Below are 24,252 nucleotides of genomic sequence, written 5' to 3'. Positions count from 1 at the left end.
TTGACTGCGAAGATAGAGAAGGGAAAAAAACAGTCTTTTACGGACATGCAAGAGGCACAAGATGTTGCGTATCGTGTGAATTTGGTCAGGCCAGGTTTATGCGCGCCTTAACAACTCTTTTGCTTTGGTCATTCCTCGCAGACGTTGATGATGGGTATGGCGTTTAAATGCATTCATCATTTGCTCCGCACCGGCTGCGTAGCAGAAGTGTTTTTCGAACTCAGTGGTTAAGGTTAGCCATTGAGCAGCATCTAAGCCTAATCTTTGTAGAATAGGGCTGTTAGTGTTATCGATATGACCGGCCTTATCATCTCGAATGCAGCGGCCTGTCGTGTCTACCAATTCACAATAGTCTTTTAGCGAATACGCGATGCCTCGAGGCATTTCTTCATGAGGATTACCTACAAACGGCATTAAAGCACTCGGTTGCTCTCGTTTATTTTTAACCGCCTGAGTACGTTTTTTAATACTGGTGTGCTTTGACGTTTCGGGTGTTTTTGCCATTTTTGAACGAATGGGGTTTAAATCTACATAGGCCATACACGCTAATACTGCACTCTCATCTAGTAGTGCTTGTGATTTAAATCGACCCTCCCAGAAACGACCAGTGCAGCCATCCTCTTTATTGGCTTCGCGAGCAATATATTCATTCAAGTCACGCATAAACCAGCTTATGTCGTATAAACGTTGCCGATAGGTTTCAACGGTTTCATCAAAGGTGATTAGCTCGCCTTGGCTCAGCGTATCGCCGTTCATGAACTTCTGAGTCAGCAATGTGCCTTTGTGCAGCTTGTGATAGCGCCTCAACACTTCATCGTTATCCCAGTTATCGGCCAAGGCTTTATCTACACAAAGCACCACGTGCGTGTGATTATTCATAACCGCATAAGCACAAATGTCGATGGCGAATACCGTAGACAAAAACAATAAACGCGCTTCAACCCAGCCTCGGCGATGCTCGTAACTTTGCCCAGAATGCGCATCGACTCCGCACAAGAAAGAACGCCGCACACACCGGGAAACACAATGGTAATAAGGGGTATCGATTAAACTGATTTGGCTTTTTCGAGGTTGAGGCATAATCCATCTACCTGACAGAATAAAACACAAATTAAGTGTAGTTCAGCCCTGAAAATTGACCATTTTTATCATGGGTGTCTTGATTACTGTCTTGATTACTGTTTCATGGGTGTCTTGATTACTGTTATCATGGGTGTCTTGATTACTGTTATCATGGGTGTCTTGATTACTGTTATCATGGGTGTCTTGATTACTGTTATCGTTAGATAGCAAGTGATTGAAACATATCGTCATTCTCGTAGCTATGCCTTTTGGTGGTAATTAATTTAACCTGTGCAATGCATTGCATCTCATGCTAAAACACCTCATCGAACGAGAGGTAGGAGCTCTAAATATTCATACCTGTATTTGATGAAACGGAGTCTTTCTCCCGTTACCACTCTCAAAGCATAAGGACATATTTTGAAAAAATTAGCGCTGCTTATTCCTTTTATATCGTTAAATTGCTTCGCAGAAGAAACCCAAGATAAAGACTTTTCAATTGGCATAGGTATAGGTTCGATATACACAGGTATCGGGGCCAATCTGTCGTTACTGTCTGAAAATGATTTGAAATATATTTCTGTCGGCTGTGTGGAATATAGCTCTCGTCTCGGTTCAACTTGTGGGTTTGGAGCAGGTTGGATTAAGACAGACTTATTTGACTTCGATTCCAATAAGCATGGTTTTGGCGTCTATGCTGGCTTAGTAGGGCGAGAGTCATATTTTAGTAGAGCATCGACGACCGAAGGAATAGAGGTGTATTACCATGACGATAATATCTATGGAGCGGGTATCAGCTATACCTATTTTATGAATGGCATAAATCGAAGAGGGGCAACATTTGGCGTTTCATTTCACGCGACTAATGCAAGCGTTGAGTCAAAGTTTGGTGGCTTCCTTCAAGTTGGTTACCAGTTTTAGGAAACCGGTAGGTGTAGTGCAGCAAGAGTGGTGTAATCAGCACAGAATACGGCAGTTTAAAATTAAGATGTAATAGCAGAGCAAAAGTGCTGAAATTGATTATTAAATTAGAAACCTTCGGCTGATCGGAGCATTTTTCATACAAGGTAGTTTATGCAGATAGTAAAATTATTCATCTTATTGATATCGTTTACTTTAGGGAGTTGCTCAACGCTTCCTTTCAAACAACAAGTTGTAGAAGAGGCGATATTTTATGGCGGGGGGATCAACCTTGGTCATAGCAAAGGGCAGTGCAATCTTATTCGAAGTCGATGTGACAAAATCGGCTATTCAGAGTGGAAAAATAACGATGGAACAACTCACTGCTCCTGCAAAGACAATTAAAAAATAACAGTAAAAAACCGAGTGAACAGCAAGTGACTAACATAACGCTTTCGTTTGCTTTGCCTGTATTGAGCTTTAAAGGATTAACCGTGAAATATGTATTATTAATCAGCCTTCTTTCAGTTGTGCTTACGGGTTGCAGTGTTACGAGTGATTCGAAAGATATCGCTGATTGTTGGGATGTTGTTGATAAACGAGGTGCTGATAAAGGTAGAGTCTTAGATTCAACCTTTGATTCTTGTATCGACACCCGAGCAAAGGCGCGCCATCAGAAAGATCGCAACGATACAGCATCGATTTGGTTTGATTTTCTGTTTGGTTCTTCGAAAGACTGAGTTCGCTAACAGAATGGGCAAGATGGGCAGAGTCGGTGTCACGCTCACTCTAGCCCTACTTCTTTCTTCTCTTTTATTTTCTCTCACACGTGCAATCAACCCTGCAGTTGCAAACCCTGCAACCATCTAAGCCTGTAACGGTCCTGCAAACCTGCCAGTCATTACTATTTAGCGTTTTGAACACGCGCTATTTGCTCGCCTACAAACGGCAGATGCTGGGTTTTTATCCATACCCTTGCGCCGGATCGACCGGCTTTAGCTTTGAATTGACTCCCTATGGGCAGGCGCAGCCAGCTGTGCTTTTCTAGGGTGTCGCCGCCTTCGCTAATTTCGCCTGTAAGCACTAGGGCCTCAAGGCCTTTGCTGGCTTCAAGCTCAAGCACACCGTTGGGCGCTAATTCATATACGCTGACGACTTCATACTCATCACGATAGAGTATTTTACTTATTACACCTGTCGCGGGCGGGTTAAATTCAAATGATGATGCAGCGTCATCTGCTCTGGCAGGTACGTTCACGTGTAACCTGTCATCTGGGTTGAATTGCCATAGCTTTACAAAAATTACGCAGCCTTCATCAGAGCCAGGTTTATGTGACGATTGAGGCGGGTTGCGAATATAGGAGCCTGCAGGAAAGTCACCATGCTGATCTTGAAACACGCCCTCAAGCACGATGAATTCTTCGCCGCCGGTATGCACATGAGGCGAAAATTCACTGCCTGGTGCATAGCGCACTATAGTGGTTGCCCGAGCGACTTCATCACCAACGCGATCAAGCGGCCTACGGTCAACCCCTGGCATCGGTGATGCTACCCAAGGTTGCTTTTGGCTGTGAACAACGACACGCTGGCTAAAATCGGAATTAATATTCATATATAGGCTCCTATTGATGTATCAATCATATCGTTTCTGGCGTATTAAGCTGCAATACTCGGGCGTTTAGCAACTCGGTCGCGCCATGCTTGCAAGTGCGTTAAGTTGGCAGGAATACCGACATCACAGAAACCACCGAATACCAAGCCACACCACAGGGTAATGTCGGCTACAGTAAATGCCTCACCCGCTACATAACTATGCTCGGCCAATACACTGTCAAAATAAGCTAAACCTGCTAATGCACCTGCATGCTGTTTTTGACCCCAATCACTATTTTGATACGTTTCTAACTCAGGGCCTAAACCGTCGGTTGCATGATGAAAGTAAGTGGCAATAGCGTCAAGCACTTGGGTTTCAGCGCGGCGCTGCATCATGCTGATGACTGCACGCTCTTTGGGGGTTTCACCGGTCAATGAAGGGCCAGCAAAATGATGATCAATGTATTCAGTGATCGCTGGGGATTCAGAGAGATAAGTGCCGTCGTCTAGTTCGAGCACGGGTACACCGGCAAAGGGGTTTTTGCGTAAAAAGGCTGCACTTCTGTGCTCAGCATTCATCAAGTCCACTGGTTTAAAAGTCACGCTATCAAGGGCGTTTTTCTCAGCTAATGCGATACGTACGCGAAGCGGGTTAGGGAAGTTCTCAACGTCATATATGATCATGGCTATCTCTTTGTTGTTTAGTACAGTTTGTTAAAGGCTTAATCACTTTCGGTGATCTTGGGCTAGTGAGACTGATGCTATTCATTTTGGTAGCACTAATTGCATCAATCTACCTACTGGTAGGTAGTTATAGTGATTGAGCTAACTCTTGTCAACGACTTTAGGGTTTACTTTGCTCTGCAAAAAACACGAAACGCTCTAGGTTTAGAGTTTTTATCTTATTAATTCAATTGCTTACAATTTTTTGTGGATGGGGTTAACCTGCTATTCTTCTGAAGAGTTTAAGGGGGATACCCTCAGAACGGTACTAAACAGATGATAGGGCGGCACCAGCTCAATTAGTATTTAGCGACTTGTACCCATGTATCTACTGATAGATAATATGCCAAACAGGAGCGCTTATGAGCAAGAAACAACTTTTACTTAAGGCCGCTGAAGCTAAGGTAAGAACCGGTGGTTACAACAACTTTAGCTTTCGTGAATTGGCCGACGAAATCGGCATTAAAAGCTCAAGTGTGCATTATCACTTCCCGACCAAAGCGGATTTAGGCGCTGAATTGGCGCGCCAATATACAGATAACTTCTTAACCCATTTAGGTGCGCCAGAAGTGTTAATTGCTGAGGGTAAAAAACCTATTGAAGTGTATTTGCAGCAATTTCAGTGCGCGCTAACTGAAGACAAAAAAATGTGCCTTTGTGGCTTACTCGGCGCTGAAACCGACGGCCTACCTGAAAAGGTGAAAGCGCAAACGCAGCGATTCTTCGAGCGAAATATTACCTGGCTAACCCAAGCCTACCAGCAAGCAGACGGCACGAGCGAGCAAACCGCTAAGGGCCAAGCGATTGCTACCTTGTCTTTACTAGAAGGAGCCATGTTGGTCAGCAAAGCCATGAACGATACTGAAATTTTCGCCACGGCTAGTGCTGGTCTATTGGCTGCACGCTAACATCCTTTACTTACACGTTCTTCCCCTTACTGGGAGTTATTGCGAAACACGATAAAATATTTTGCAATTGGCGTTGCTAATACTAATGCTGACAAGCCTTTTAAGGGCGTTAAACCGCAAGCAAAATGCCTTTGCTAAAGAATAAGCCGCGTAAGCTATCGCGTTTCAGGCGAGGCAGAGCGCACGCATAAACGCCGGATCCATATCCGGCTTTTGTCATTACGTTGACTTGTCTCACAGCAATTGTAGTTTTCACGCTTAAATAACGCTGATACCACCACCGAATGCACGGTATACATCGACTAACCGATTGAAACTTTGTTGTTCAAGCAAGGCAAGTTGATCTCTGCTCTGTAGGGCATCGCGTTGAGCTTCTAATAATTCAAGAAACTCTCCGCTTCCTGCTTCAAAGCGTTGACGTGCTATAGTCATGGCCTTTTCACTTGCCTGCCATTGGTGATGCGTACTTTGCTCTTGCTGGCGGCTAAAGTTATAGCTTTGCAGTGAAAACTGCATATCGGCTAGGGCATCAAACACTTGCTGCTCGAACTGCGCTAAGGCGATATCAGTGCTGGCATTAGCCTGACGAATACGCGCCTTGACCGAAGCCAAATCAGCTGCTTGCCAACTGATTGTAGGGGCGACGCTCCAGCTTTTAGTATCACCGCCTAAGGTTAAGCCCGGGCCAGACAAAAAGCCCAAGAAGCCGCTGACCGATACGTTCGGGTACAAATCTGCGGTGGCCACACCAATGCGTGCAGTACTGGCCGCTAATGCGCGCTCAGAGCTTGCCACATCAGCACGGTAACGCAGGTAGTTTTCACCAGGAACTAACGCGACAGGTTGCGATAGCTGCGGTAACTCTGGCTGCGCATTCAGCACTAACTCACCGGGCTTTTTAGCCAGTAATGCTGACAAAGTCGCATCTGCACGGGCGAGCAGGGTACGCATTTGCGGTACTGTGGCTTCAACTTCGAAAACTTGGGCATTAATACGCGCCATTTCTAACTCAGAGGCAAACCCAGCTTGATAACGTGCTTTTACAATGGTGCGGGTTTGGCGTAAGTTCGCTAAGTTTTGCTCGGCCACTTTCAAGCGAAATTGCGCACCGCGATAGTCACCGTAGCTAGCGGCTACTTGGCTGATAATTTGTAATTGGGCGTCATGCCACAAAATGTCGGCTTGTTCCGCGTCGGCCAATGATGCCTCAACGGCGCGTCGCACCTTGCCAAACAAATCGACGTCCCAAGTGAGGTTAGCTCCCGTGTTGTAGCCACGTAAAATAGTATCGTCGTCAGACTCAAGCATTGTCTGGTTTTTTGAGGCTGAATAACCTGCGTCTAACGTACCCATTGGCAATAAGTCGTTCTGGCTACCACGAAATATTGCATATGCACGCAACACGTTGGCTTGAGCCTGAAACAGCGTCCGGTTTTCTTTAAGCGCTTCATCAATTAAATGATTTAGATCTTCGTCACCGAAGGCTTGCCACCAGTTAGTTAGCTTTTCCGCTTGCTCATACGTACCTGTAAGCTCGATATCGTTAACTTTATTAGGCGCCTGATAATCCGGGCCTACTGCGCAGGCACTAAGGGCAACGATAAGCCCTGCGAGTGTGCCTATTTTTAACATGTTACCCATGGTCAGCCTCCTGTTTGGCGGTGTTTACTAGGGCGTTTTTAGATTGACGCTCGCCTCTTCTAGCGAGCACGTAGTAAAATAATGGGGTAAGAAGTAGTCCAAACACGGTGACCCCGATCATGCCTGAGAACACAGCAACGCCCATGGCTTGGCGCATCTCAGAGCCTGCGCCACTTGAGAACACCATTGGCACTACCCCCATAATGAATGCGATAGAGGTCATCAATATCGGACGCAACCGTAAGCGGCCAGCTTCAAGGATTGCCTCATAAGCGGTTCTCCCTTCGTCTTGCAATTCTTTGGCGAACTCAACAATTAAAATGGCGTTTTTGGTTGCCAGTCCTACCAGCACAATAAAGCCAATTTGGGTGAATATATTGTTGTCGCCCCCGGCGATAAGTACGCCGCTTAATGCTGATAGTAACGTCATCGGGATGATCAAAATGATCGCCAAAGGTAAGCTTAGGCTCTCGTACTGAGCAGCTAACACCATGAATACCAACAGGATTATCAACGGGAAGATATACATGCCTGCATTGCCCGCCAATATTTGTTGATAGGTTAATTCTGTCCACTCGTACGTCATGCCGTTGGGCAAGGTTTGCGCTAAGATTTTTTCAATCGCAGCTTGTGCTTCACCTGAGCTAAAGCCTGGTGCTGCGCCGCCATTAATCTCAGCGGTGGTAAAGCCGTTGTAGTGCATCACGCGGTCAGGGCCAGCTGTATTGTTCACGTTAATAAACGAGCCGATGGGTACCATGTCACCTTTATTGTTACGTACCTTGAGCTGGGCAATTTGCTCAGGCGTTTGTCTGAATTGCTCATCCGCTTGCACATTGACTTGATAAGTACGCCCAAACTGGTTGAAGTCATTGGCGTATACCGAGCCCATGTAACCTTGCAAAGTAGTAAATAGCTCATCAAGCGAAACAGACTGCTGCTTAGCCTTGGTGCGATCAATGTCTACATCAAGCTGAGGCACGTTGATTTGATAGCTAGAGAACACTCCGGCTAGTTCAGGCGTCGCCCACGCTTTTTGCATTACCTGCATGGTGACTTTGTACAGCTCGTCATAACCATAATTGGCGCGATCTTGAATTTGCAGCCTAAAACCACCGATGGTGCCTAAGCCCTGTACCGGCGGCGGCGGGAAAATAGCAATGTATGCATCTTCAATGGCGGCAAACTTCTGATTGAGCGCTGCTGCAATGGCACCTGCTGACAATGACGGGTCTGTGCGATCCGCAAAGTCATCAAGAGGAGTAAAAACGATACCGCTGTTGGTGCTGTTGGTGAAGCCATTAATGCTCAAACCAGGGAAGGCAACTGAGTTGGCCACTCCGGGTTGCTCAAGCGCAATGCGAGACATTTCTTTAATGACTTCTTCTGTGCGATCAAGCGAGGCTGCATCAGGTAACTGGGCAAATGCCACTAGATATTGTTTGTCTTGGCCGGGTACGTAGCCCGTAGGCGTGGTGGCGAATTGCAAACCGGTTAAGCTAACCAAGCCGATATAAATCACACCAACCAGAACACCAAAGCGCAGAACTTTTTTAACGACCCAGCCGTAGCCGTCTGATAAACGAGTGAAGAAGCGGTTAAATGGGTTAAATAACCAGCCGCCGAGCAGTTTGTCCATGCTTCGGGTCAGGGCATCTTTCTTGCTGTCATGACTTTTAAGCAATAAGGCTGATAACGCAGGGCTTAGCGTTAGCGAGTTAATCGCCGAGATAAAGGTTGAAATAGTAATGGTCAGGGCGAACTGCTTGTAAAACTGCCCCGTTAGGCCTGACATAAATGCCGTTGGAATAAATACCGCCGCTAGAACCAAGGTGGTAGCTACGATAGGGCCAGTAACTTCTTTCATGGCTTTTTGGGTTGCAGCGATGGGGGATAAGCCATCTGCGATGTTGCGCTCAACGTTTTCAACCACCACGATGGCGTCATCTACTACAATACCGATGGCGAGTACCAAGCCGAATAACGATAAGGCATTAAGTGAAAAGCCTAACAGATGCATGAAGGCAAAGGTGCCAACCAGAGATACAGGAACTGCGACCAAAGGAATGATCGAGGCGCGCCACGTTTGTAAGAACAGCACCACAACCAATACCACTAATAGTAGGGCTTCGAACAAGGTTTTAACCACGGCTTCAATTGAGCCTCGCACAAATACGGTTGGGTCATAAACAATGTCGTAACTCAAACCTTCAGGGAAGGATTTGGATAGCTCCGTCATTTTGCTACGTACATCATCAGAGATCTGGATCGCGTTAGAGCCCGATGCTTGAAAGACAGGCATGGCGGCAGCGTCTTTATTATCGAGCATAGAGCGAAGGGCATAAGTTGATGCGCCAAGTTCAACGCGTGCAACATCCTTTAAGCGGCTAATTTGGCCTTGCTCGCCCACTTTAACAATGATGTCCTCAAATTCTTCTACATCCGTCAAGCGACCTTTAACATTAATTAACAGTTGAAAGTCGCTGTCGCCACTAGGCTGAGCACCTAAGCTCCCAGCAGCAGCTTGTTGGTTTTGCTCACGAATAGCCGCCACAATATTCGCTGGAGACAAGCCCAATGCAGCCACTTTATTTGGGTCTAGCCATACACGCATGCTGTAATCGCCAGCACCGAATACGCGCACTTGGCCAACGCCGTTAATGCGAGCGAGCTCGTCTTTGACGTTCAGCACCGCGTAGTTAGACAAATACAACATGTCGTAGCGTTCATCAGGAGAGGTTAAATGTACCACCATGGTTAAATCTGGTGATGATTTTTCGGTCACAACACCTAGGCGTTGTACCTCCTCAGGAAGGCGCGGCTTGGCACGTTCAACACGGCTTTGCACTTGAGTTTGCGCCAAGTCTACATCGCTACCAATGGCAAATGTAATGGTGAGTGTCATAGTGCCATCAGAGGTGGCCTGAGAAGACATGTACAACATGTTCTCCACACCGTTAATTTCCTGCTCAAGAGGTGATGCCACTGTCTCGGCAATCACTTTTGGATTTGCACCTGGGTAGTTAGCGGTCACGACCACAGTCGGGGGAACCACTTCCGGATATTCTGTTATTGGCAGTTGCCAAACAGAAATGGCCCCTACGATAAAGAAAATCAGCGAGATAACGGCCGCAAATATGGGGCGGCGTATAAAAAACTGCGAAAACATGATTGCCTCCCTTAACCGCGTTCAGCTGAATCATTGTCTGCTTGAGCAGTCAATTCATTGCTGGTTTGGTCAAGTAATTTCTGTTGCTGACGTAAAGCAGTCAGGGCTTCTTGTGAGGTCATATCGACGATTTTCGGTTGAATTTTCATGCTGGGACGAACGCGCTGTAACCCGTTGACGACTATGGTGTCTGCAGGCGACAAGCCATCAGCCACTATGCGTAAACCGTTGATTTTTTCGCCCAATACCACGTTACGGTATTCCAATACGTTGTCTTGGTTGACGAGTAGCACAAACTTTCTATTGAGATCGGTACCAATGGCCTTTTCATCGATCAAAATTCCCTGATATGAATTGCTACCCGTCAGTTTTACCCGAGCGAACAAGCCTGGTAGTAAAGAATGATCATCATTGGCAAAGGTGGCGCGAATACGAATAGTACCGGTCTGCTGGTTGACGGCGTTATCAACAAAATCGATATTGCCGGTGTGAGAAAAGTTCGCACCGTTGGCAAGTGCCATGTAAACGGGATTACCTGTTGCATCGCGGGTATCAGAGCGTTGGCCTGATTCTGCTAATTGGGCGTACTTTAAGTAAGTTTGCTCGTCTACATCAAAGTAGGCATACATTTTATCCATTGAAACCAAGCTCGTAAGCTGGCTTTGCCCTGCGTTGACAAAGTTACCTTCGGTGATGAGTGCGTAAGACACGCGGCCAGCGATTGGCGCAGTGACTTGGGTGTAAGATAAATCTAACTCGGCGCGTTCTAATGCAGCAGATACCGAGGCAACCGTGGCAGCAGTTTGCTGTTTACGTGCTAAGCGTCCATCTAATATTTCGATAGAAACGGCGCGTTGTTCGCTAAGTGTCTTGGCGCGGTCGAAATCATTTTGCGCTTGAATCGCAGCGCTTTTTGCACTTTGTAATTCTGCTTTTAAGCGATCAACTTCGGCTTTAAAAGGGCGTGCATCGATTTGAAATAAAACGTCACCCTTGGCAACAACGGCACCTTCTTCAAACAATACGTTTTCAATGTAACCAGATACACGTGGCATTAGGGTGACCGTTTGCGGTGCTTGTAAGCGACCGGTGAATTCGTCCCACTCGGTAATACGTTCATTGACGACTTGGGCCACACTCACTTGCGGTGCAATTGGGGCCGCAGGTTGGTTTGATTCGTCTGGGTTGCCACAAGCAACCAACACAACGCTGGCGATCCCGCCAAGTAGCCAACTTTTAAAAGCGTGTTTTGTGCTCATAAGATTTATTTCCTTTGATTTAACCTGGTTCAAAATGTTGTTCTTAATAAACGTTGTTATTTATGTACTGGTCGGTAAGAATATAGATGAACGGTATTTAGTCAATCTATTTTTGTACCGAGTGGTAAGTTATTTTGATTCTATTTAATATCAGTTTTTTATAGGCCGCGGATAACGCGCAGTCATGTACTTGAGAAAAGCAATGAGACTTGAACTTTGTGTAGACTAGAGTGCCTAACCACACGGTACATAATACGCAGGCAAACGTGTTATCTGAATGTCGAAAACTTCAGTAATCTTGCCTAATCCTGCACATCATGCGGGCTACTTGTATTGTACTAAAGGGTATATAACCCTATGTAGACAAGGGTTACTTACCTGTTTACTATGTGACCATATTTACATCAGGAGCTAAAAAATGAGTGCTGTTAGTTGTACCGCCACTGTAGGAAGACCTAGAGCTTTTGACATGCAGGCCGCGCTTGAAAAAGCGTTAGACGTATTTTGGACCAAAGGATATGACGGTGCCTCTCTGTCTGATTTAACCAGCGCTATGGGGATCAACAAACCCAGTTTGTATTCTGCCTTCGGCAATAAAGAACAGCTATTTTTAAAGGCTATCGAATTTTATGAAAGCCGCCCTTGTGGTTTTTTCAAACCCGCTTTAGAGCAAGCTACAGCCTATGACGTCGCTAAGTTTATGTTGCTAGGTGCAGCGCAAAGTATGTCTGATACATCTCATCCACAGGGTTGTGTCATGGTACAAGGCGCTTTGGCATGTAGTGAAGCGGCAGCAGGCGTCAAGGAAGTACTCATTAGCCGCCGTCAACAAAGTGAATCAGAAGTACGTGACCGTTTCGAACTGGCCAAAAACCAAGGTGACTTATCAAAGGATGAAGATTCAGAAGCATTGGCTCGTTATTTATGTACCGTTATTAATGGCATTGCTATTCAGGCAAGCAGCGGGGCAACTGAAGAGCAATTAGTGGAAGTTGCCCACATGGCGTTAAAGAGTTTTCCGCGCAATTCATAGTCTTCACTCATCATCCGCCATGTTCAATTCACAACGCGTAATTCACAACGTGTAATTCACAACGTGTAATTCACAACGTGTAACTCACTAGCACAGTTCGCTGTCCGTATTTATCTGCCTATTCTACTTCTTCGAATAGGCAGAGCCTCTTTTGTCACCGCTTCAACTCTTAGTGATGCTTGCGCTAATCTTAGTGAATATAATTGATGTGCTTAAAATCGATTAAAATTGGATATTATGCAGCTAACTTCGGCTAAAAGTTAGGTTATTACATGATGCATTCATATTCGATATTAGTTGGTTAGTTTATCTCAAATCTAGCCCGTTTTTTTATCATATAAATTATGTTGATTTATACAGAAACAAAGGGCTGCAAAGATGTTAATTGCTTTAGCTTGTAGGTATAATCACAGTCAGTTCAGGCCACGAAAAACGAACACGTTTTGCTGAGTGTCATTGGTGATTTTTCGCTAATGAATTTATTTAAGCGAAACAAGTGCAGCTAATATGCAAAAGGGTGTAATACCGACACGTTCGAAGTCCCTTAAGACGTTTCTCGTCAAATCAATTTTTTACGATTTTTATACGGAAGAAAGTTATGAAGATAGTTTGCATTGGTGAAATGCTCATCGATTTTGTGTGTACAGATACCAACAAAGGTTTGGTGAACGGCGTTAATTACGTGAAAAAATCCGGTGGGGCACCGGCCAATGTGGCTGCCTGTATTGGGAAGTTAGGTGGCGATGCTGTTTTGGTCGGCTCTGTAGGCAATGACCCATTCGGTGAGTTTTTAATTAACGAAGTAAAAGGGTATGGCGTTAATACTGACCAAGTGGCTTCTTTATCTTCATCCACGACTCTGGCGTTTGTGTCATTAGGGGATAACGGCGAGCGCGAATTCGCGTTTAATCGCGGTGCTGATGAACAACTTAGCCTTGATGATTCAACTATTAACACTCTGTTAGATGATTCAATATTACACCTCGGTTCAGCCACAGCGCTGCTGGGCGGTGAGCTAGGGGATAGCTATTTACGCTTAGCTCAGCAAGGTAAGAAAAACGGCAATGTTATTTGTTTCGATCCAAATTACCGCGTGGATTTATGGCGCGGCCGTGATGCCGAATTTAGAGAAATCTGCAATACCTACTTCGCCTTGGCAGACATGGTCAAAGTCAGTGATGAAGAGTTAGTTTTATTATCACAACAAGACGATATGGCAGCAGGGTGCCAACATTTTCATGACCTAGGTGTGAAAGTAGTGTTGGTTACTCTTGGCCCAGAGGGTTGCCTAATTTCACAAAACGGCCAGCAGTATATTGTGCCGGCGTATGAAATCAACGCGGTTGATACCACGGGGGCAGGTGACTCGTTTATTGGCGCGATTTTGTTTCAAATGGCTAACAGCGCTCAAAACCAAAATTTCTATCAAGACGAATTTAAAGGGTTTATCGAATTCGCTGGTAAGGTCAGTGGCTTAGTGTGCGCCAAAATTGGTGCGATGACGGCATTACCGACTTTACCTGAAGTGAACGCAATGACGTTTGTGGTCAAAAAGAAGTAATCAACCTTAGTTTTAAGGTATCAAACATCAAAAAGGGACCAAATGGTCCCTTTTTTCGTGTCCGCGTTATTAGCTGTGAGCGCTGCTGGCAAGCCAAGCTTTAATCGATACTGAGTAAGCGCTCGGCGGTATATTCGTTAGTGATCAGCGAATTCACTAGCTTTGAGCGTAACGCACCTAAAATGGAGTATACTTTTTCTTCCCCTGCTGCCAACGCAAATACTAATTTTTCAGAGCCGACAATAAGCGGCGTACTCGCCACACGTTGGTTGATAGCGCAGTCGAGTAATTTGCCGTTTTTATCAAATACCCAGCTGATCATTTCACCCACAGCGCCGCCCGCTTGCAACTCATCTAACTCCTTTGGAGTCACAAAACCGTCGAGATGTAGCGGTGAATTCGCGCCTAAATTGCCTACGCCAACAAAGGTTACGTCAGCCTGCTGAGCCAGTTGCATGTTTTGCGCGATGTGCGGCATGGCATGTAACTGATTTTTTGCTTTAACGGTTTCAGGTAATACAGGTAATGGCATGGGGTAATGCTTGGCGTTCACTCGCTCAGCCATACGAACTACTACATCATAAGGGGAGGCAGAACCATCTGATGCCATATTACCCAATAGCGCCACAACCCTATGGTCGGGACAATTTAAAGGCGCTAATTCATCAACGCATGCTCGAAGCACTCTCCCAGTGCCCATGGCCAATGTTTTTGGCTGTTCAGATTTTAAGTGACGTTCAATCTCGTTCGCGCCTGCCTGCGCTAAACCCACGGTTGATGAGGGGTCACTAGGATCGCTCGGCACCACTTCGCAGGATTCTAAACCAAAGCGGCTGGCAATTTTATCGGCTAAATCCATGCACTTAGCAATGGGGTGATCGAGTCTGACTTTGACTAGCTTTTCGCTAACGGATAAGGCAACCATGCGCTGGGCCGATTGACGTGATACCCCTAGCTTTTTGGCTATTTCATCTTGGGTATTTCCGGCAACGTAGTACATCCAGCCTGCGCGAGCGGCATCATCTAATCGTCTGTTTTCGGCGTTGGAAAGCTTAACCACGGTTACCTCTCGATTTCTTTATGAGTAGTTAATGCAGGAGCAAGTGTGTAAAGGTCCTGCCACTGTGCAATGGTGGTAACATCGTCGGTCAGGGGAGCTTTCGCTCTGCGCCAAGGCTCCATATGACTGGCGCCGGCAAACCGGATCACATGCATGTTAGCCGCTTTTGCTGCTTGCACACCTGCGGGTGAGTCTTCAATCACTAAGCAATGCTGGGCATCAACACCCATTTTATTGGCAGCGTATAAGAACAGGTCTGGCGCCGGTTTACCGTTTTCCACTTGTGAAGCTGTGAAAATATGCGGTGCAAAGTAGCGACCTAACCCAGTAACCGACATGGCATGCCCCACACGAGTTGGTGAACTACTCGTGGCAATGCAGCGCGGGACCGCTAGGGTATCAAGTATGTCTGTTAAGCCTGACGTCGGTTGTAGTTCGGCAGTAAATGCTGCGATCAATGCTTTTTGATATTCAGGGCGAAAAGTAACAGGCAAAGCGACATTAAAGTCTTGGTATATTTTAGCCGTGACGTGTTCGAAACTATGCCCAAGAAAATGGGTTTCAAAGTAGTGATCAGTGATATCCACACCTAGAGTGCTCAGTAGAATCAGTAGTTCGCGCTTACTTAATCCTTCACTATCAATCAATACGCCATCACAATCGAAAATAACCAATTGTATGTCAGATAATTCGGGCAATGCTTGTTTTACGTCCATTATTATTACCGTTGTCGTTAATTCGCTATTAACGTCTATTTAACTGTTTTTTTAGTGGGCAGCTACTTCTCGCAGCTCTGCCCATTTTGCAGCAATTGCTCATTAAGTAAATGAATATACACGCAAATATCATTTAAACTTGGATTGAGTTATTGCCTGCGTATAAAAATTTTGCCAAAAAAAGATGCTCATAACGGCCCTTTCTTTTGTCGGTAATTAGCGGCCGTTGGCTATCGATGCACTAGTGCATTGATAGCCGCATATAGTTTGAAATGGCTGTTATTGATTTCCCTTGCTTGGCAAGGTGATCCCTTGGTCATTGAAGCGCAGTATCTTGCTTTGATCGGCACTAAGTGAAATATCATCACCATAGCTTAATGGGCAGTCTCCATTAGCTTTAACGGTTAATGTACCTACGCCATCAACCTGCACATGTAAGAAGGTTTCCGAACCTAAGTGTTCAACAACGCCGACTTTACCTGACCAAATCCCGGCATCTGCTGTAATCTGAAAGTGCTCAGGGCGAACGCCTAAACATGTTGCGCCGTCTTCCTTGGCTTGCTTCAACTCAATAAAATTCATTTTTGGTGAGCCAATAAAGCCTGCCACAAAACGATTCACCGGATGTTGATAAAGCTCTAGTGGCGTACCGACTTGTTCGATAATACCCGCATTAAATACCGCAATTCTGTCAGCCATAGTCATGGCTTCAACCTGATCATGGGTCACGTAAATCATGGTGGTTTTCAGGCTTTTATGCAGCTCTGAAATTTCTAAACGCATGTTGACCCGTAACGAAGCATCAAGGTTTGATAATGGCTCATCAAACAAGAATGCAGATGGCTGGCGCACAATGGCGCGACCAATTGCCACACGTTGGCGCTGACCACCAGAAAGTTGACCTGGTTTACGGTCTAGGTAATCACCTAAATTTAATATTTTGGCCGCTGAGGCAATCTTTTGTTCGATTTCTGCAGGCGGTACTTTGGCGCGTTTTAAAGGAAACGCGATGTTGTTGCGTACCGACATGTGCGGGTATAACGCATAAGATTGAAACACCATGGCTAGGCCACGCTTAGCAGGGGGCGTGCTTGTAGCATCTTGACCATCAATATCGATATTGCCACTGGTGGTGTCTTCTAAACCTGCGATCATGCGTAGTAACGTCGATTTACCACAACCAGATGGCCCAACAAACACAATAAACTCGCCGTCTCTGATTTCTAAATCCAGTGGTTTGATAACATTTACTTCGTCGAAGCTTTTGGTCACTTGTTCTAATGTAATACTGCCCATGATAATTCTCCTATTTCACCGCGCCGAAGGTTAATCCGCGTACGAGTTGTTTTTGGCTAAACCAACCAAGTATCAATATCGGTGCGATTGCCATCGCTGAGGCCGCTGATAGTTTGGCGTAAAATAAGCCCTCTGGGCTCGAGTAGCTGGCAATAAACGCGGTGAGTGGCGCTGCGTTTGCTGCGGTTAAAATCAGTGTCCAGAATGCTTCGTTCCACGCAAGGATCACGTTAAGTAGTAACGTTGACGCAATTCCCGGCAGTGCGATAGGCAGCAATACGTGGAATATTTCTGCACTAATACTGGCGCCGTCCATACGTGATGCTTCGAGTATTTCGTTCGGAATTTCACGGAAGTAGGTATAAAGCATCCATACCATAATCGGTAGGTTGATCAGGGTCATCACAATGACCAAGCCCAATTTAGTGTCCAGTAAGTCGAAATCACGGAACAACAAATAAATCGGGATCAACACACCTACAGGGGGCAACATTTTGGTCGAGAGCATCCACATTAATAGATTCTTGGTGCGCTTTGATTGTACAAATGCCATAGACCACGCCGCAGGGATGGCGATCAGCAAGCCAATTAAGCTTGAACCTACTGAGATAACCACTGAATTCCAGAAGTGATCGAAATAGGGAGAGCGTGCTAGCACATCCTCGTAATTTTCGAGCGTCCAGTCGAACATAAACAAACTAGGGTTAGCCGATATGGCCTCTGCTTCCGTTTTGAAGCTGGTTAATAGTGTCCAGAAAATCGGAAAGAAGATCGCTGCGCTTATCGTCCACGCAAGTAGGGTATAAATAAACTTTGATTTACCGCTGCTGTTAATAGCCATGATTAACCCTCTAAGTTCTTGCCGATGAGGCGCATAAGGAAGATAGCCACGATATTGGCGATAATAACGGCGATTATTCCGCCTGCTGAGCCGCCACCGACGTCAAACTGCAACAAGGATTGGGTGTAAATAAGATACGTAATGTTGGTTGATTCGTACCCAGGGCCGCCGCTGGTAGTGACCAATATTTCGGCGAAAATTGACAGTAAGAAAATGGTTTCAATCAAGATCACTGCGGTAACCGCACGGGATAAGTGGGGTAGCACAATGTAGAAGAACTTACTGAATGGGCCTGCACCATCAAGGTCGGCCGCTTCTAGTTGTTCTCTGTCTAATGATTGAATGGCGGTCAATAAAATCAGCGCCGCGAAGGGCAACCATTGCCAAGACACAATAATAATAATGGATAGCAAAGGTACTTGAGCGAAGAAATCCACCGGGTCAACGCCAATGAGCGTTGCAAAGTGAGCAAACAAACCGTTAACCGGGTTCATGAGCATATTTTTCCATACTAGAGCTGACACCGTGGGCATCACAAAGAATGGTGCCAATACCATAATGCGCACGTAATTTCGGCCCCAAATAGCTTGGTCTAACAAGATGGCCAAGCCGATGCCGCCACAAATCGTGATAAGCAACACACCGCCAACGAGTAGCAGGGTGTTAAAGAATGATGCAAAGAAAGCCGGATCAGTCAGGAAAAACTCATAGTTAAGAAAACCAATGAATTCCTCTGTTCCTGGGCTAAGTAGGTTGTAATCTAAAAACGAGAAATACAGGGTCATGCACAGCGGTACTATCATCCACGCTAGTAGCAATACTACCGATGGAAAAAGCATGATCTGTGCAAGCGTACGTGAATGTGTAGTCGCCATAACTGAGTCCCATTACTGAATTAAAAAGGGGGTAAGCACAGCACATTGCGCCTACCCCAAGCAAAACGCTATTTTGGGTAGCGAGCCTTGCGCATGGCGCGTTCAACGAGTCGTTGAGCGTTAGCCAGCGCTTGATCAACTGTCATCTTGCCTGCCAATGCGGCAGAAAATTGCTGACCAACTGCGGTGCCTATACCTTGAAACTCCGGGATGGCGACAAACTGCACACCTACATAAGGTACGGGCTTGACCGTAGGGTTTTTCGGGTCAACCGATTCGATTGAGGCCAGAGTAATTTCAGCAAAAGGGGCAGCTTCCATGTAGTTAGGGTTCTCATACAATGAGGTGCGTGTGCCTGGTGGTACAGCAGCCCAGCCTTTTTCTTTTGCTACCAGGGCAGAGTAGTCTTTTGACGTTGCCCAACTAATGAACTTTTGCGCTGCATCGGCTTTTTTGCTGCTTGACGGTACTGCTAATGTCCATGCCCATAGCCAGTTCCCGCGTTTGCCAAGGTCCATGTCCGGTGCCATAGCAAAACCGACTTTGTCAGCGACTTCAGAATCTTTCTTATTAGTGACAAATGCACCTGCTACTGTGGCATCAATCCACATACCACATTTACCTGTTTGGAATAACGCGAGGTTTTCGTTAAAGCCGTTTGATGATGCACCTGGAGGGCCCGACTCTTCCATCACATCAACATAATATTGCAGGGTGTCTTTCCACTCTTGAGTATTGAATTGCGGCTTCCAGTTTTCATCAAACCAGCGAGCGCCAAACGAGTTCGACATGGCTGTGATAAGCGCTGTGTTCTCGCCCCAGCCCGCTTTACCGCGTAAACAAATACCATAAACACCTGAGTCACTGTCTGTCATGGCTTTGGCCGCTTGACGAATAAACTTCCAGCTTGGCTTGGTTGGCATTTCAAGGCCTGCTTTTTCGAGCAAGTCTTTGCGGTACATCACCATAGAGCTTTCACCGTAAAAGGGGGCTGCATAAAGCTTATTATTTAGGGATAAACCACTTCTGATTGCAGGTAACAGGTCTTCCTCATCGTAATTTGGGCCTAAGCCATCTAACTCAGTGAGCCAGCCTTGCTTACCCCAAATCGGCACTTCGTACGTACCGATCGTCATCACATCGTATTGCCCACCTTTGGTGGCCACATCTGTCGTAACGCGTTGGCGCAGAATGTTCTCTTCAAGCGTGACGCATTTAAGATCGATGTCTGGGTGCTTAGCTTCAAAATCTGTGCTGAGCTCTTTCATGGTGATCATATCGCCGTTGTTAACGGTTGCGATTGTGATGGTTTCGGCGTTTGCTGAGGTACTGACGGTTAGAGCTACGCTCATGCCAAGCGCGGCGCAACTTGCTATCGTTATTTTTTTCAACATCGGGCATTCCCCTTATGTTTTTGTGAGTGACTCACTAAGCGTTGTTTTCAACTTCTCACTTAGTGAAGTTCAAGAGGCCGGCGGTAGCCTGCTATAACTTAAAACTTAACTGAAATTTCAGACGTGACGCCGTCAAAACCTGCGCCAATTTGACCGCCAGAGTTGATGCCTTCGTCTTGGTCAACATATTCAACTTTCAATAGGGTTCTATCGTTAAACCAATAACCCGCGGCAACTTGCAAACGTTCAACTGTGTTATCAGTTTGGGCGATTAAATCAGAGGTGTTTTCGGCTTCTCCATAACGGGCAGCAAGATAGAATTTACCTGGAATAATGTAGTGCTGCGCTTCGACCGTCCAATACTCAACAGATGACTCACCTTTTATGACTCTGTTGGAATCAAAAGTCGTTCCCTCAGGGTCGACTACGCCATCAGTGCCGAAATAAGTAATACCGGCAACAGCGTTACCTTGTGTATCTGCAAAGGTATAATCATCGCTCGATTGCCCTAGCATCAAAATAACGCTGGTATCTGCGTTCGGTTGATAAGCTAAGTTTAGTTGAATGGTTGTTTGGTCAAGGCCAGGCATAATACCGACGTGAGTATCGCGCTCACTGCTAGGAGAAGCAGAGAAGTTGTAGTTTTCTCCGTCACCGAAGCGATAGTTTGTGGTGGTGAGTCCGTCAAGGCTGGCAACACCATTTTCGAAACGTAGTTGGTCGCCTTGATTGGCTTGTAAGAAGTTTAAACCGACTTTGAAACCGCCAGTTAACTCTAATGTACCTTGTAGTAAATAGTTAAAGCCACGATCTTCTTGGAAAGCCTCACCAAAGCTTGAGGTCGTAATGTGACCCGTGACGTTATAGGCACGAAGAATACCGCTATCGAATCGCTCGTTGTAGCGCAATTGGGCACCGTTTTCTGCGGTGGCATAGTCGGTCATCCAGTTACCAATAAGTGCATTGCCTTGGTTGTCTGCCCCATCCTGAAAGCCTTTAAACTGAAAGGGTGAGCCGCCAATGTTACCTAAGCGAAGTGTTAGGTCAGCGTTTTCACGTTTGTATTCTGTTAACCCAAATACGTCAAACTCGATACCTGCATAGTCATTGTGAAACGAGAAGTCTCGGTCGCCATTGTTACCAAAGTCATTCGGCTCTTCGGCAATATCGATATCAGCGGTGATGTACTCGTTAATGTGAAACTTAAACATCAAGTTGGCTCTGATACGGCCAAATCCAGCTGATTGCTCTTCGTCTACTGGGCGAAAGGCCCCGTCTTTAGCCTGAATTGATTGATAATTTTGCATGGCTAAAAAATTTACATCTACTAAGCCATCAAGAAATGTAGCAGCGTTAACCTGGGCAGGTATTGAAGCGGCCATAACCGCTGCTGCAATTACACCAAGTTTATTAAATACGGATGCAGAAGGTTTATGACAGGTCTTTGAGTTAGATGCGTTGATAGCGCGTTTGGCTACGGTTGAAACGAATGTTGTTTGTCTATTTTTTAACATCATTTTGTCCTAGTGATAGTCATTAATGTGTGGTTCAAAGATCTCGAATCGAAATCATCTAACGTCGATACAACCGTTAACCATTAACACAAGCTAGAGCATAAGCTCTCTAACTGCTCTAAATGCCTGTATTGGGTATATGCCCGTATGTCGGGCATATACCCAGATCGCGTTAACATCGTCAATTGTTTTTGCTTACAAAATGTTCACAATTGCTTGGTGTTTGTAACTTAGCTCAGCAATTCAATAAGTTAGTAATGTAAAAAATGTTGCCTAAATGTTTGTTCGTTTCAGTGTTATCACGTAGTTCGAGGGACGACGGGAGGAAATATTGTTTCTGATGGCGTGAATTGAAGACGTGCTCGCTGTGAGGATAGAGCGAAATCCGTAAGAGAATTCGCTACACAATGCGCGTATCTTGATACTCGACAAGTGTTGACTTTAATGAGTCGACTACAATGTTTAGGATAAAACTTAACCAATTGTTTAATATAAAAACTTTGCAAAAATCAGTATTGTTTAGTTAAAGTTGAGATCAGGGTTTAACGTTCTCAATGCACAAATTTTGCTTTTTGTATTTGAACGCTAAAATGACTAGCCGATTGTCTACCAGTAGTAGTGATGCGGTAATAAAGGATTGATAGATGCTGTTTAGAACAATCAAGAACACAACGACCATGCTCACTGTGGTAGCGATCGTGATAGTGTGTGCTGCCGTTGTCGCATCCTCCGTCGAGGAGTACGAACAGTTATATCTGGAAGCAACACGAGCGGATCTTGATGGGCTATCAGAAAATTTAGCCAGTGATCTTGTGCCTCTTATAGCCTCTGATCCTGATATCTTTGAAGTCACAACGACTTTGTTACGATTAGACCGCTATGAACATGTTAAATATGCTGTTGTGTTCGATAAGAATTGGCAACGTATTAATGTTTATTTTGGTTCTATGTCTGTGCCTGAAGAGCTTAATTCTGCGATAAACACCAACGAGCTTAGGCTTCAACCCCATGGCGTCAACGTCAAAGACGGTGAGCTCATTGCTTTAAAGCTTGTAGGTGATGCGCGTTTACCGCTGGGTCACCTACTTATCGTTAATGACTCATCAGGTCCCTTATATAGCAGTAAACTGACTCTGCTTAAACGTGTACTACCACTCGTGTTCTTAGTACTCTTTGTGGCCATCGTGGGCTCGTTATTCATTCAGCGTCAACTATTTCTCCCATTAAGCCGCCTCTCTCGCGTTGCGAAAAAAATTCAAGATACTCACGATTATTCACTGCGAATAGACACACGCGGAAAGCAAGAGGTTGCAGAGCTGAGCCGCGATATTAATAGCATGATGGAGACCATCAACGCTGAAACGCAAAAGAACGCCAAATATACCGAACAGCTTAAAGAACAACAAAAAGCCATGGAGCGCTTGGCAAATTTCGATGGCTTGACAGGTTTGCCGAATCGCCAATTCTTCATGGAAACACTAAGGTTAGAGTTAGCGAAAGCTAAGCGAGATGAGCGTAATCTCGTTTTGATGTACTTTGATTTAGATGGGTTTAAAGGAGTAAATGACTCGTTTGGGCACGAAATTGGTGACCTAGTATTGATGGAAGTATGCCGTCGGACCAAGAGCATTTTACGCGACGGTGACTTAATCTCTCGTTTAGGCGGGGATGAATTTCTTATTTTATTGCACAACGAACCCAATGATTTGGAGTTGTATGAAATTTCAGAGCGCTTAGTCAGCGGGCTCAATATGCCTTTTGAAATTCAATCGTGGGAAGTGCAAGTGGGTGTAAGCATTGGTATTGCTCGTGCAAGTGATTCAAATTTTAATGTCAGTGAATTTGTCAGTAATGCTGACATCGCCATGTACCGCTCTAAATTAGCCGGTCGCAGCACGCACACCGTGTTTGTGCCAGAAATGATGGAGGACAATAAACGGCGTTTGTTGATTGCTAACTCTATTGCTAACGCGATTAAATTCAATGAATTCAGCATTCACTATCAAGGCAAAGTGGACGCAGACGAAAATATAGTCGGTTATGAAGCATTGATACGTTGGAAAAGCGATGAACTGGGGTTTGTATCTCCAGCCGAATTTATACCCATTGCCGAGCAAAGCGGCAAAATTTTATCTATTACAAAGTGGGTGATTAAACGGGTCTGCCAAGAGCTACAGCAAGTCCATGCATTGCATAAAAATGAGATTGTGGTGTCAATCAATCTGTCGGCCCATGACATCAAAAATACGGCTCTCGTTGAATATATCCGTGGTATGTTCACCCGGTATAACGTTGACAATGCCAGTATTGAATTTGAAGTGACGGAATCTGCCTATTTAGAAAACTTCGATGTCGCAAACCATTTTCTTACCCAGCTACGTGAAATGGGTTGTTCCATTGCACTGGATGACTTTGGGGCAGGGTATTCTTCATTGGGTTACTTGACCCAAATCGAGCTGAATACATTGAAAATAGATAAGCAGTTTGTGGATAACTTAAACATGTCGAAGCGCAGTACCTTAGTCACCAAAACTATCATTGAGATGGCTAAGCAATTGAATTTGAAAATATGCGCCGAGGGTGTGGAAACCAGAGAGCAAGCTGAATTTCTAATTGAAAACGGCTGTCATCAATTGCAGGGATACCTATTTTCCAAACCCAAAAGCTTACTTGAAATGCTTAGCGTCTAATTTTTTGCTGTCTACCC

General features: G+C 45.4%; 20 protein-coding genes. 6 read left to right on the top strand and 14 right to left on the bottom strand.

The window, feature by feature from the left end; translation table 11 throughout:
• Positions 1–96 precede the first annotated feature (96 nt).
• Together AC0VYA_RS20990 and AC0VYA_RS20985 are read right to left on the bottom strand one after the other, a co-directional pair.
• Positions 97–1,080, bottom strand: a complete 984-nt coding sequence (locus AC0VYA_RS20990) for a transposase (protein WP_475489567.1) — start codon at positions 1,078–1,080, stop codon at positions 97–99.
• A gap of 42 nt (positions 1,081–1,122) precedes the next feature.
• Positions 1,123–1,314 (bottom strand): hypothetical protein, encoded by a 192-nt coding sequence (locus AC0VYA_RS20985; protein ID WP_475489566.1) that lies wholly within the window; start codon positions 1,312–1,314, stop codon positions 1,123–1,125.
• Positions 1,315–1,482: 168 nt separating this feature from the next.
• Here AC0VYA_RS20985 and AC0VYA_RS20980 point away from each other — a divergent pair, with 168 nt between their 5' ends.
• Positions 1,483–1,983 carry a hypothetical protein gene (locus AC0VYA_RS20980; RefSeq protein ID WP_475489565.1) on the top strand — a complete coding sequence of 167 codons (501 nt, stop codon included), beginning with the start codon at positions 1,483–1,485 and terminating at the stop codon, positions 1,981–1,983.
• A 473-nt stretch (positions 1,984–2,456) separates the two neighbouring features.
• Positions 2,457–2,702, top strand: a complete 246-nt coding sequence (locus AC0VYA_RS20975; RefSeq protein WP_475489564.1) for a hypothetical protein — start codon at positions 2,457–2,459, stop codon at positions 2,700–2,702.
• A gap of 164 nt (positions 2,703–2,866) precedes the next feature.
• Here the strand turns inward: AC0VYA_RS20975 and AC0VYA_RS20970 are convergent, their stop codons facing one another.
• A complete protein-coding gene (locus tag AC0VYA_RS20970; RefSeq protein WP_475489563.1) occupies positions 2,867–3,574 on the bottom strand; it encodes a cupin domain-containing protein in 708 nt (235 codons plus the stop codon).
• A gap of 44 nt (positions 3,575–3,618) precedes the next feature.
• Entirely contained in the window at positions 3,619–4,239 is a 621-nt protein-coding gene (locus tag AC0VYA_RS20965) for a glutathione S-transferase family protein (RefSeq protein WP_475489562.1), read from the bottom strand.
• Between the two features lie 401 nt (positions 4,240–4,640).
• On the opposite strand from AC0VYA_RS20965, the gene AC0VYA_RS20960 reads away from it, so the two are divergent.
• Positions 4,641–5,186, top strand: a complete 546-nt coding sequence (locus AC0VYA_RS20960; protein ID WP_475489561.1) for a TetR/AcrR family transcriptional regulator — start codon at positions 4,641–4,643, stop codon at positions 5,184–5,186.
• Between the two features lie 258 nt (positions 5,187–5,444).
• On the opposite strand, the gene AC0VYA_RS20955 is transcribed toward AC0VYA_RS20960, so the two are convergent.
• The 3 genes from AC0VYA_RS20955 to AC0VYA_RS20945 are packed head-to-tail and all read right to left on the bottom strand — an operon-like array spanning position 5,445 to position 11,255.
• Positions 5,445–6,827 (bottom strand): efflux transporter outer membrane subunit, encoded by a 1,383-nt coding sequence (locus AC0VYA_RS20955; protein WP_475489560.1) that lies wholly within the window; start codon positions 6,825–6,827, stop codon positions 5,445–5,447.
• Positions 6,820–9,999, bottom strand: a complete 3,180-nt coding sequence (locus AC0VYA_RS20950) for an efflux RND transporter permease subunit (RefSeq protein ID WP_475491104.1) — start codon at positions 9,997–9,999, stop codon at positions 6,820–6,822. The genes AC0VYA_RS20955 and AC0VYA_RS20950 overlap by 8 nt, the downstream gene beginning before the upstream one ends.
• An 8-nt stretch (positions 10,000–10,007) precedes the next feature.
• A complete protein-coding gene (locus tag AC0VYA_RS20945) occupies positions 10,008–11,255 on the bottom strand; it encodes an efflux RND transporter periplasmic adaptor subunit (RefSeq protein ID WP_475489559.1) in 1,248 nt (415 codons plus the stop codon).
• A 418-nt stretch (positions 11,256–11,673) separates the two neighbouring features.
• Between AC0VYA_RS20945 and AC0VYA_RS20940 the strand changes: the two genes are divergently transcribed.
• Positions 11,674–12,288 (top strand): TetR/AcrR family transcriptional regulator, encoded by a 615-nt coding sequence (locus tag AC0VYA_RS20940; RefSeq protein WP_011576817.1) that lies wholly within the window; start codon positions 11,674–11,676, stop codon positions 12,286–12,288.
• Positions 12,289–12,886: 598 nt separating this feature from the next.
• A complete protein-coding gene (locus AC0VYA_RS20935) occupies positions 12,887–13,849 on the top strand; it encodes a carbohydrate kinase family protein (RefSeq protein ID WP_475489558.1) in 963 nt (320 codons plus the stop codon).
• 100 nt (positions 13,850–13,949) lie between these two features.
• Here AC0VYA_RS20935 and AC0VYA_RS20930 read toward each other — a convergent pair whose 3' ends face one another.
• The 7 genes from AC0VYA_RS20930 to AC0VYA_RS20900 all read right to left on the bottom strand — a co-directional run bounded on the left by AC0VYA_RS20930 (position 13,950) and on the right by AC0VYA_RS20900 (position 21,545).
• Positions 13,950–14,909 carry a sugar-binding transcriptional regulator gene (locus AC0VYA_RS20930; protein ID WP_475489557.1) on the bottom strand — a complete coding sequence of 320 codons (960 nt, stop codon included), beginning with the start codon at positions 14,907–14,909 and terminating at the stop codon, positions 13,950–13,952.
• Between the two features lie 2 nt (positions 14,910–14,911).
• The gene (locus tag AC0VYA_RS20925; RefSeq protein ID WP_475489556.1) at positions 14,912–15,625 is read right to left on the bottom strand and encodes an HAD family hydrolase; all 714 of its coding nucleotides are present in this window, start codon (positions 15,623–15,625) and stop codon (positions 14,912–14,914) included.
• 279 nt (positions 15,626–15,904) lie between these two features.
• Positions 15,905–16,921, bottom strand: a complete 1,017-nt coding sequence (locus AC0VYA_RS20920; protein ID WP_475489555.1) for an ABC transporter ATP-binding protein — start codon at positions 16,919–16,921, stop codon at positions 15,905–15,907.
• Positions 16,922–16,931: 10 nt separating this feature from the next.
• Positions 16,932–17,762, bottom strand: a complete 831-nt coding sequence (locus AC0VYA_RS20915) for a carbohydrate ABC transporter permease (RefSeq protein ID WP_011576812.1) — start codon at positions 17,760–17,762, stop codon at positions 16,932–16,934.
• Positions 17,763–17,764: 2 nt separating this feature from the next.
• The gene (locus AC0VYA_RS20910; protein ID WP_011576811.1) at positions 17,765–18,637 is read right to left on the bottom strand and encodes a carbohydrate ABC transporter permease; all 873 of its coding nucleotides are present in this window, start codon (positions 18,635–18,637) and stop codon (positions 17,765–17,767) included.
• 68 nt (positions 18,638–18,705) lie between these two features.
• Positions 18,706–20,031, bottom strand: a complete 1,326-nt coding sequence (locus AC0VYA_RS20905; protein ID WP_475489554.1) for an ABC transporter substrate-binding protein — start codon at positions 20,029–20,031, stop codon at positions 18,706–18,708.
• Between the two features lie 98 nt (positions 20,032–20,129).
• Positions 20,130–21,545, bottom strand: a complete 1,416-nt coding sequence (locus AC0VYA_RS20900) for a hypothetical protein (protein WP_475491103.1) — start codon at positions 21,543–21,545, stop codon at positions 20,130–20,132.
• 644 nt (positions 21,546–22,189) lie between these two features.
• Between AC0VYA_RS20900 and AC0VYA_RS20895 the strand changes: the two genes are divergently transcribed.
• Positions 22,190–24,235, top strand: coding sequence for a putative bifunctional diguanylate cyclase/phosphodiesterase (locus AC0VYA_RS20895; protein ID WP_475489553.1), 2,046 nt, complete (start codon positions 22,190–22,192; stop codon positions 24,233–24,235).
• The last annotated feature ends 17 nt before the right edge of the window (positions 24,236–24,252 follow it).

Source organism: Paraglaciecola sp. QJM3NY_14, from assembly GCF_056173245.1.
This window is presented reverse-complemented; position numbering and strand designations above follow the sequence as displayed.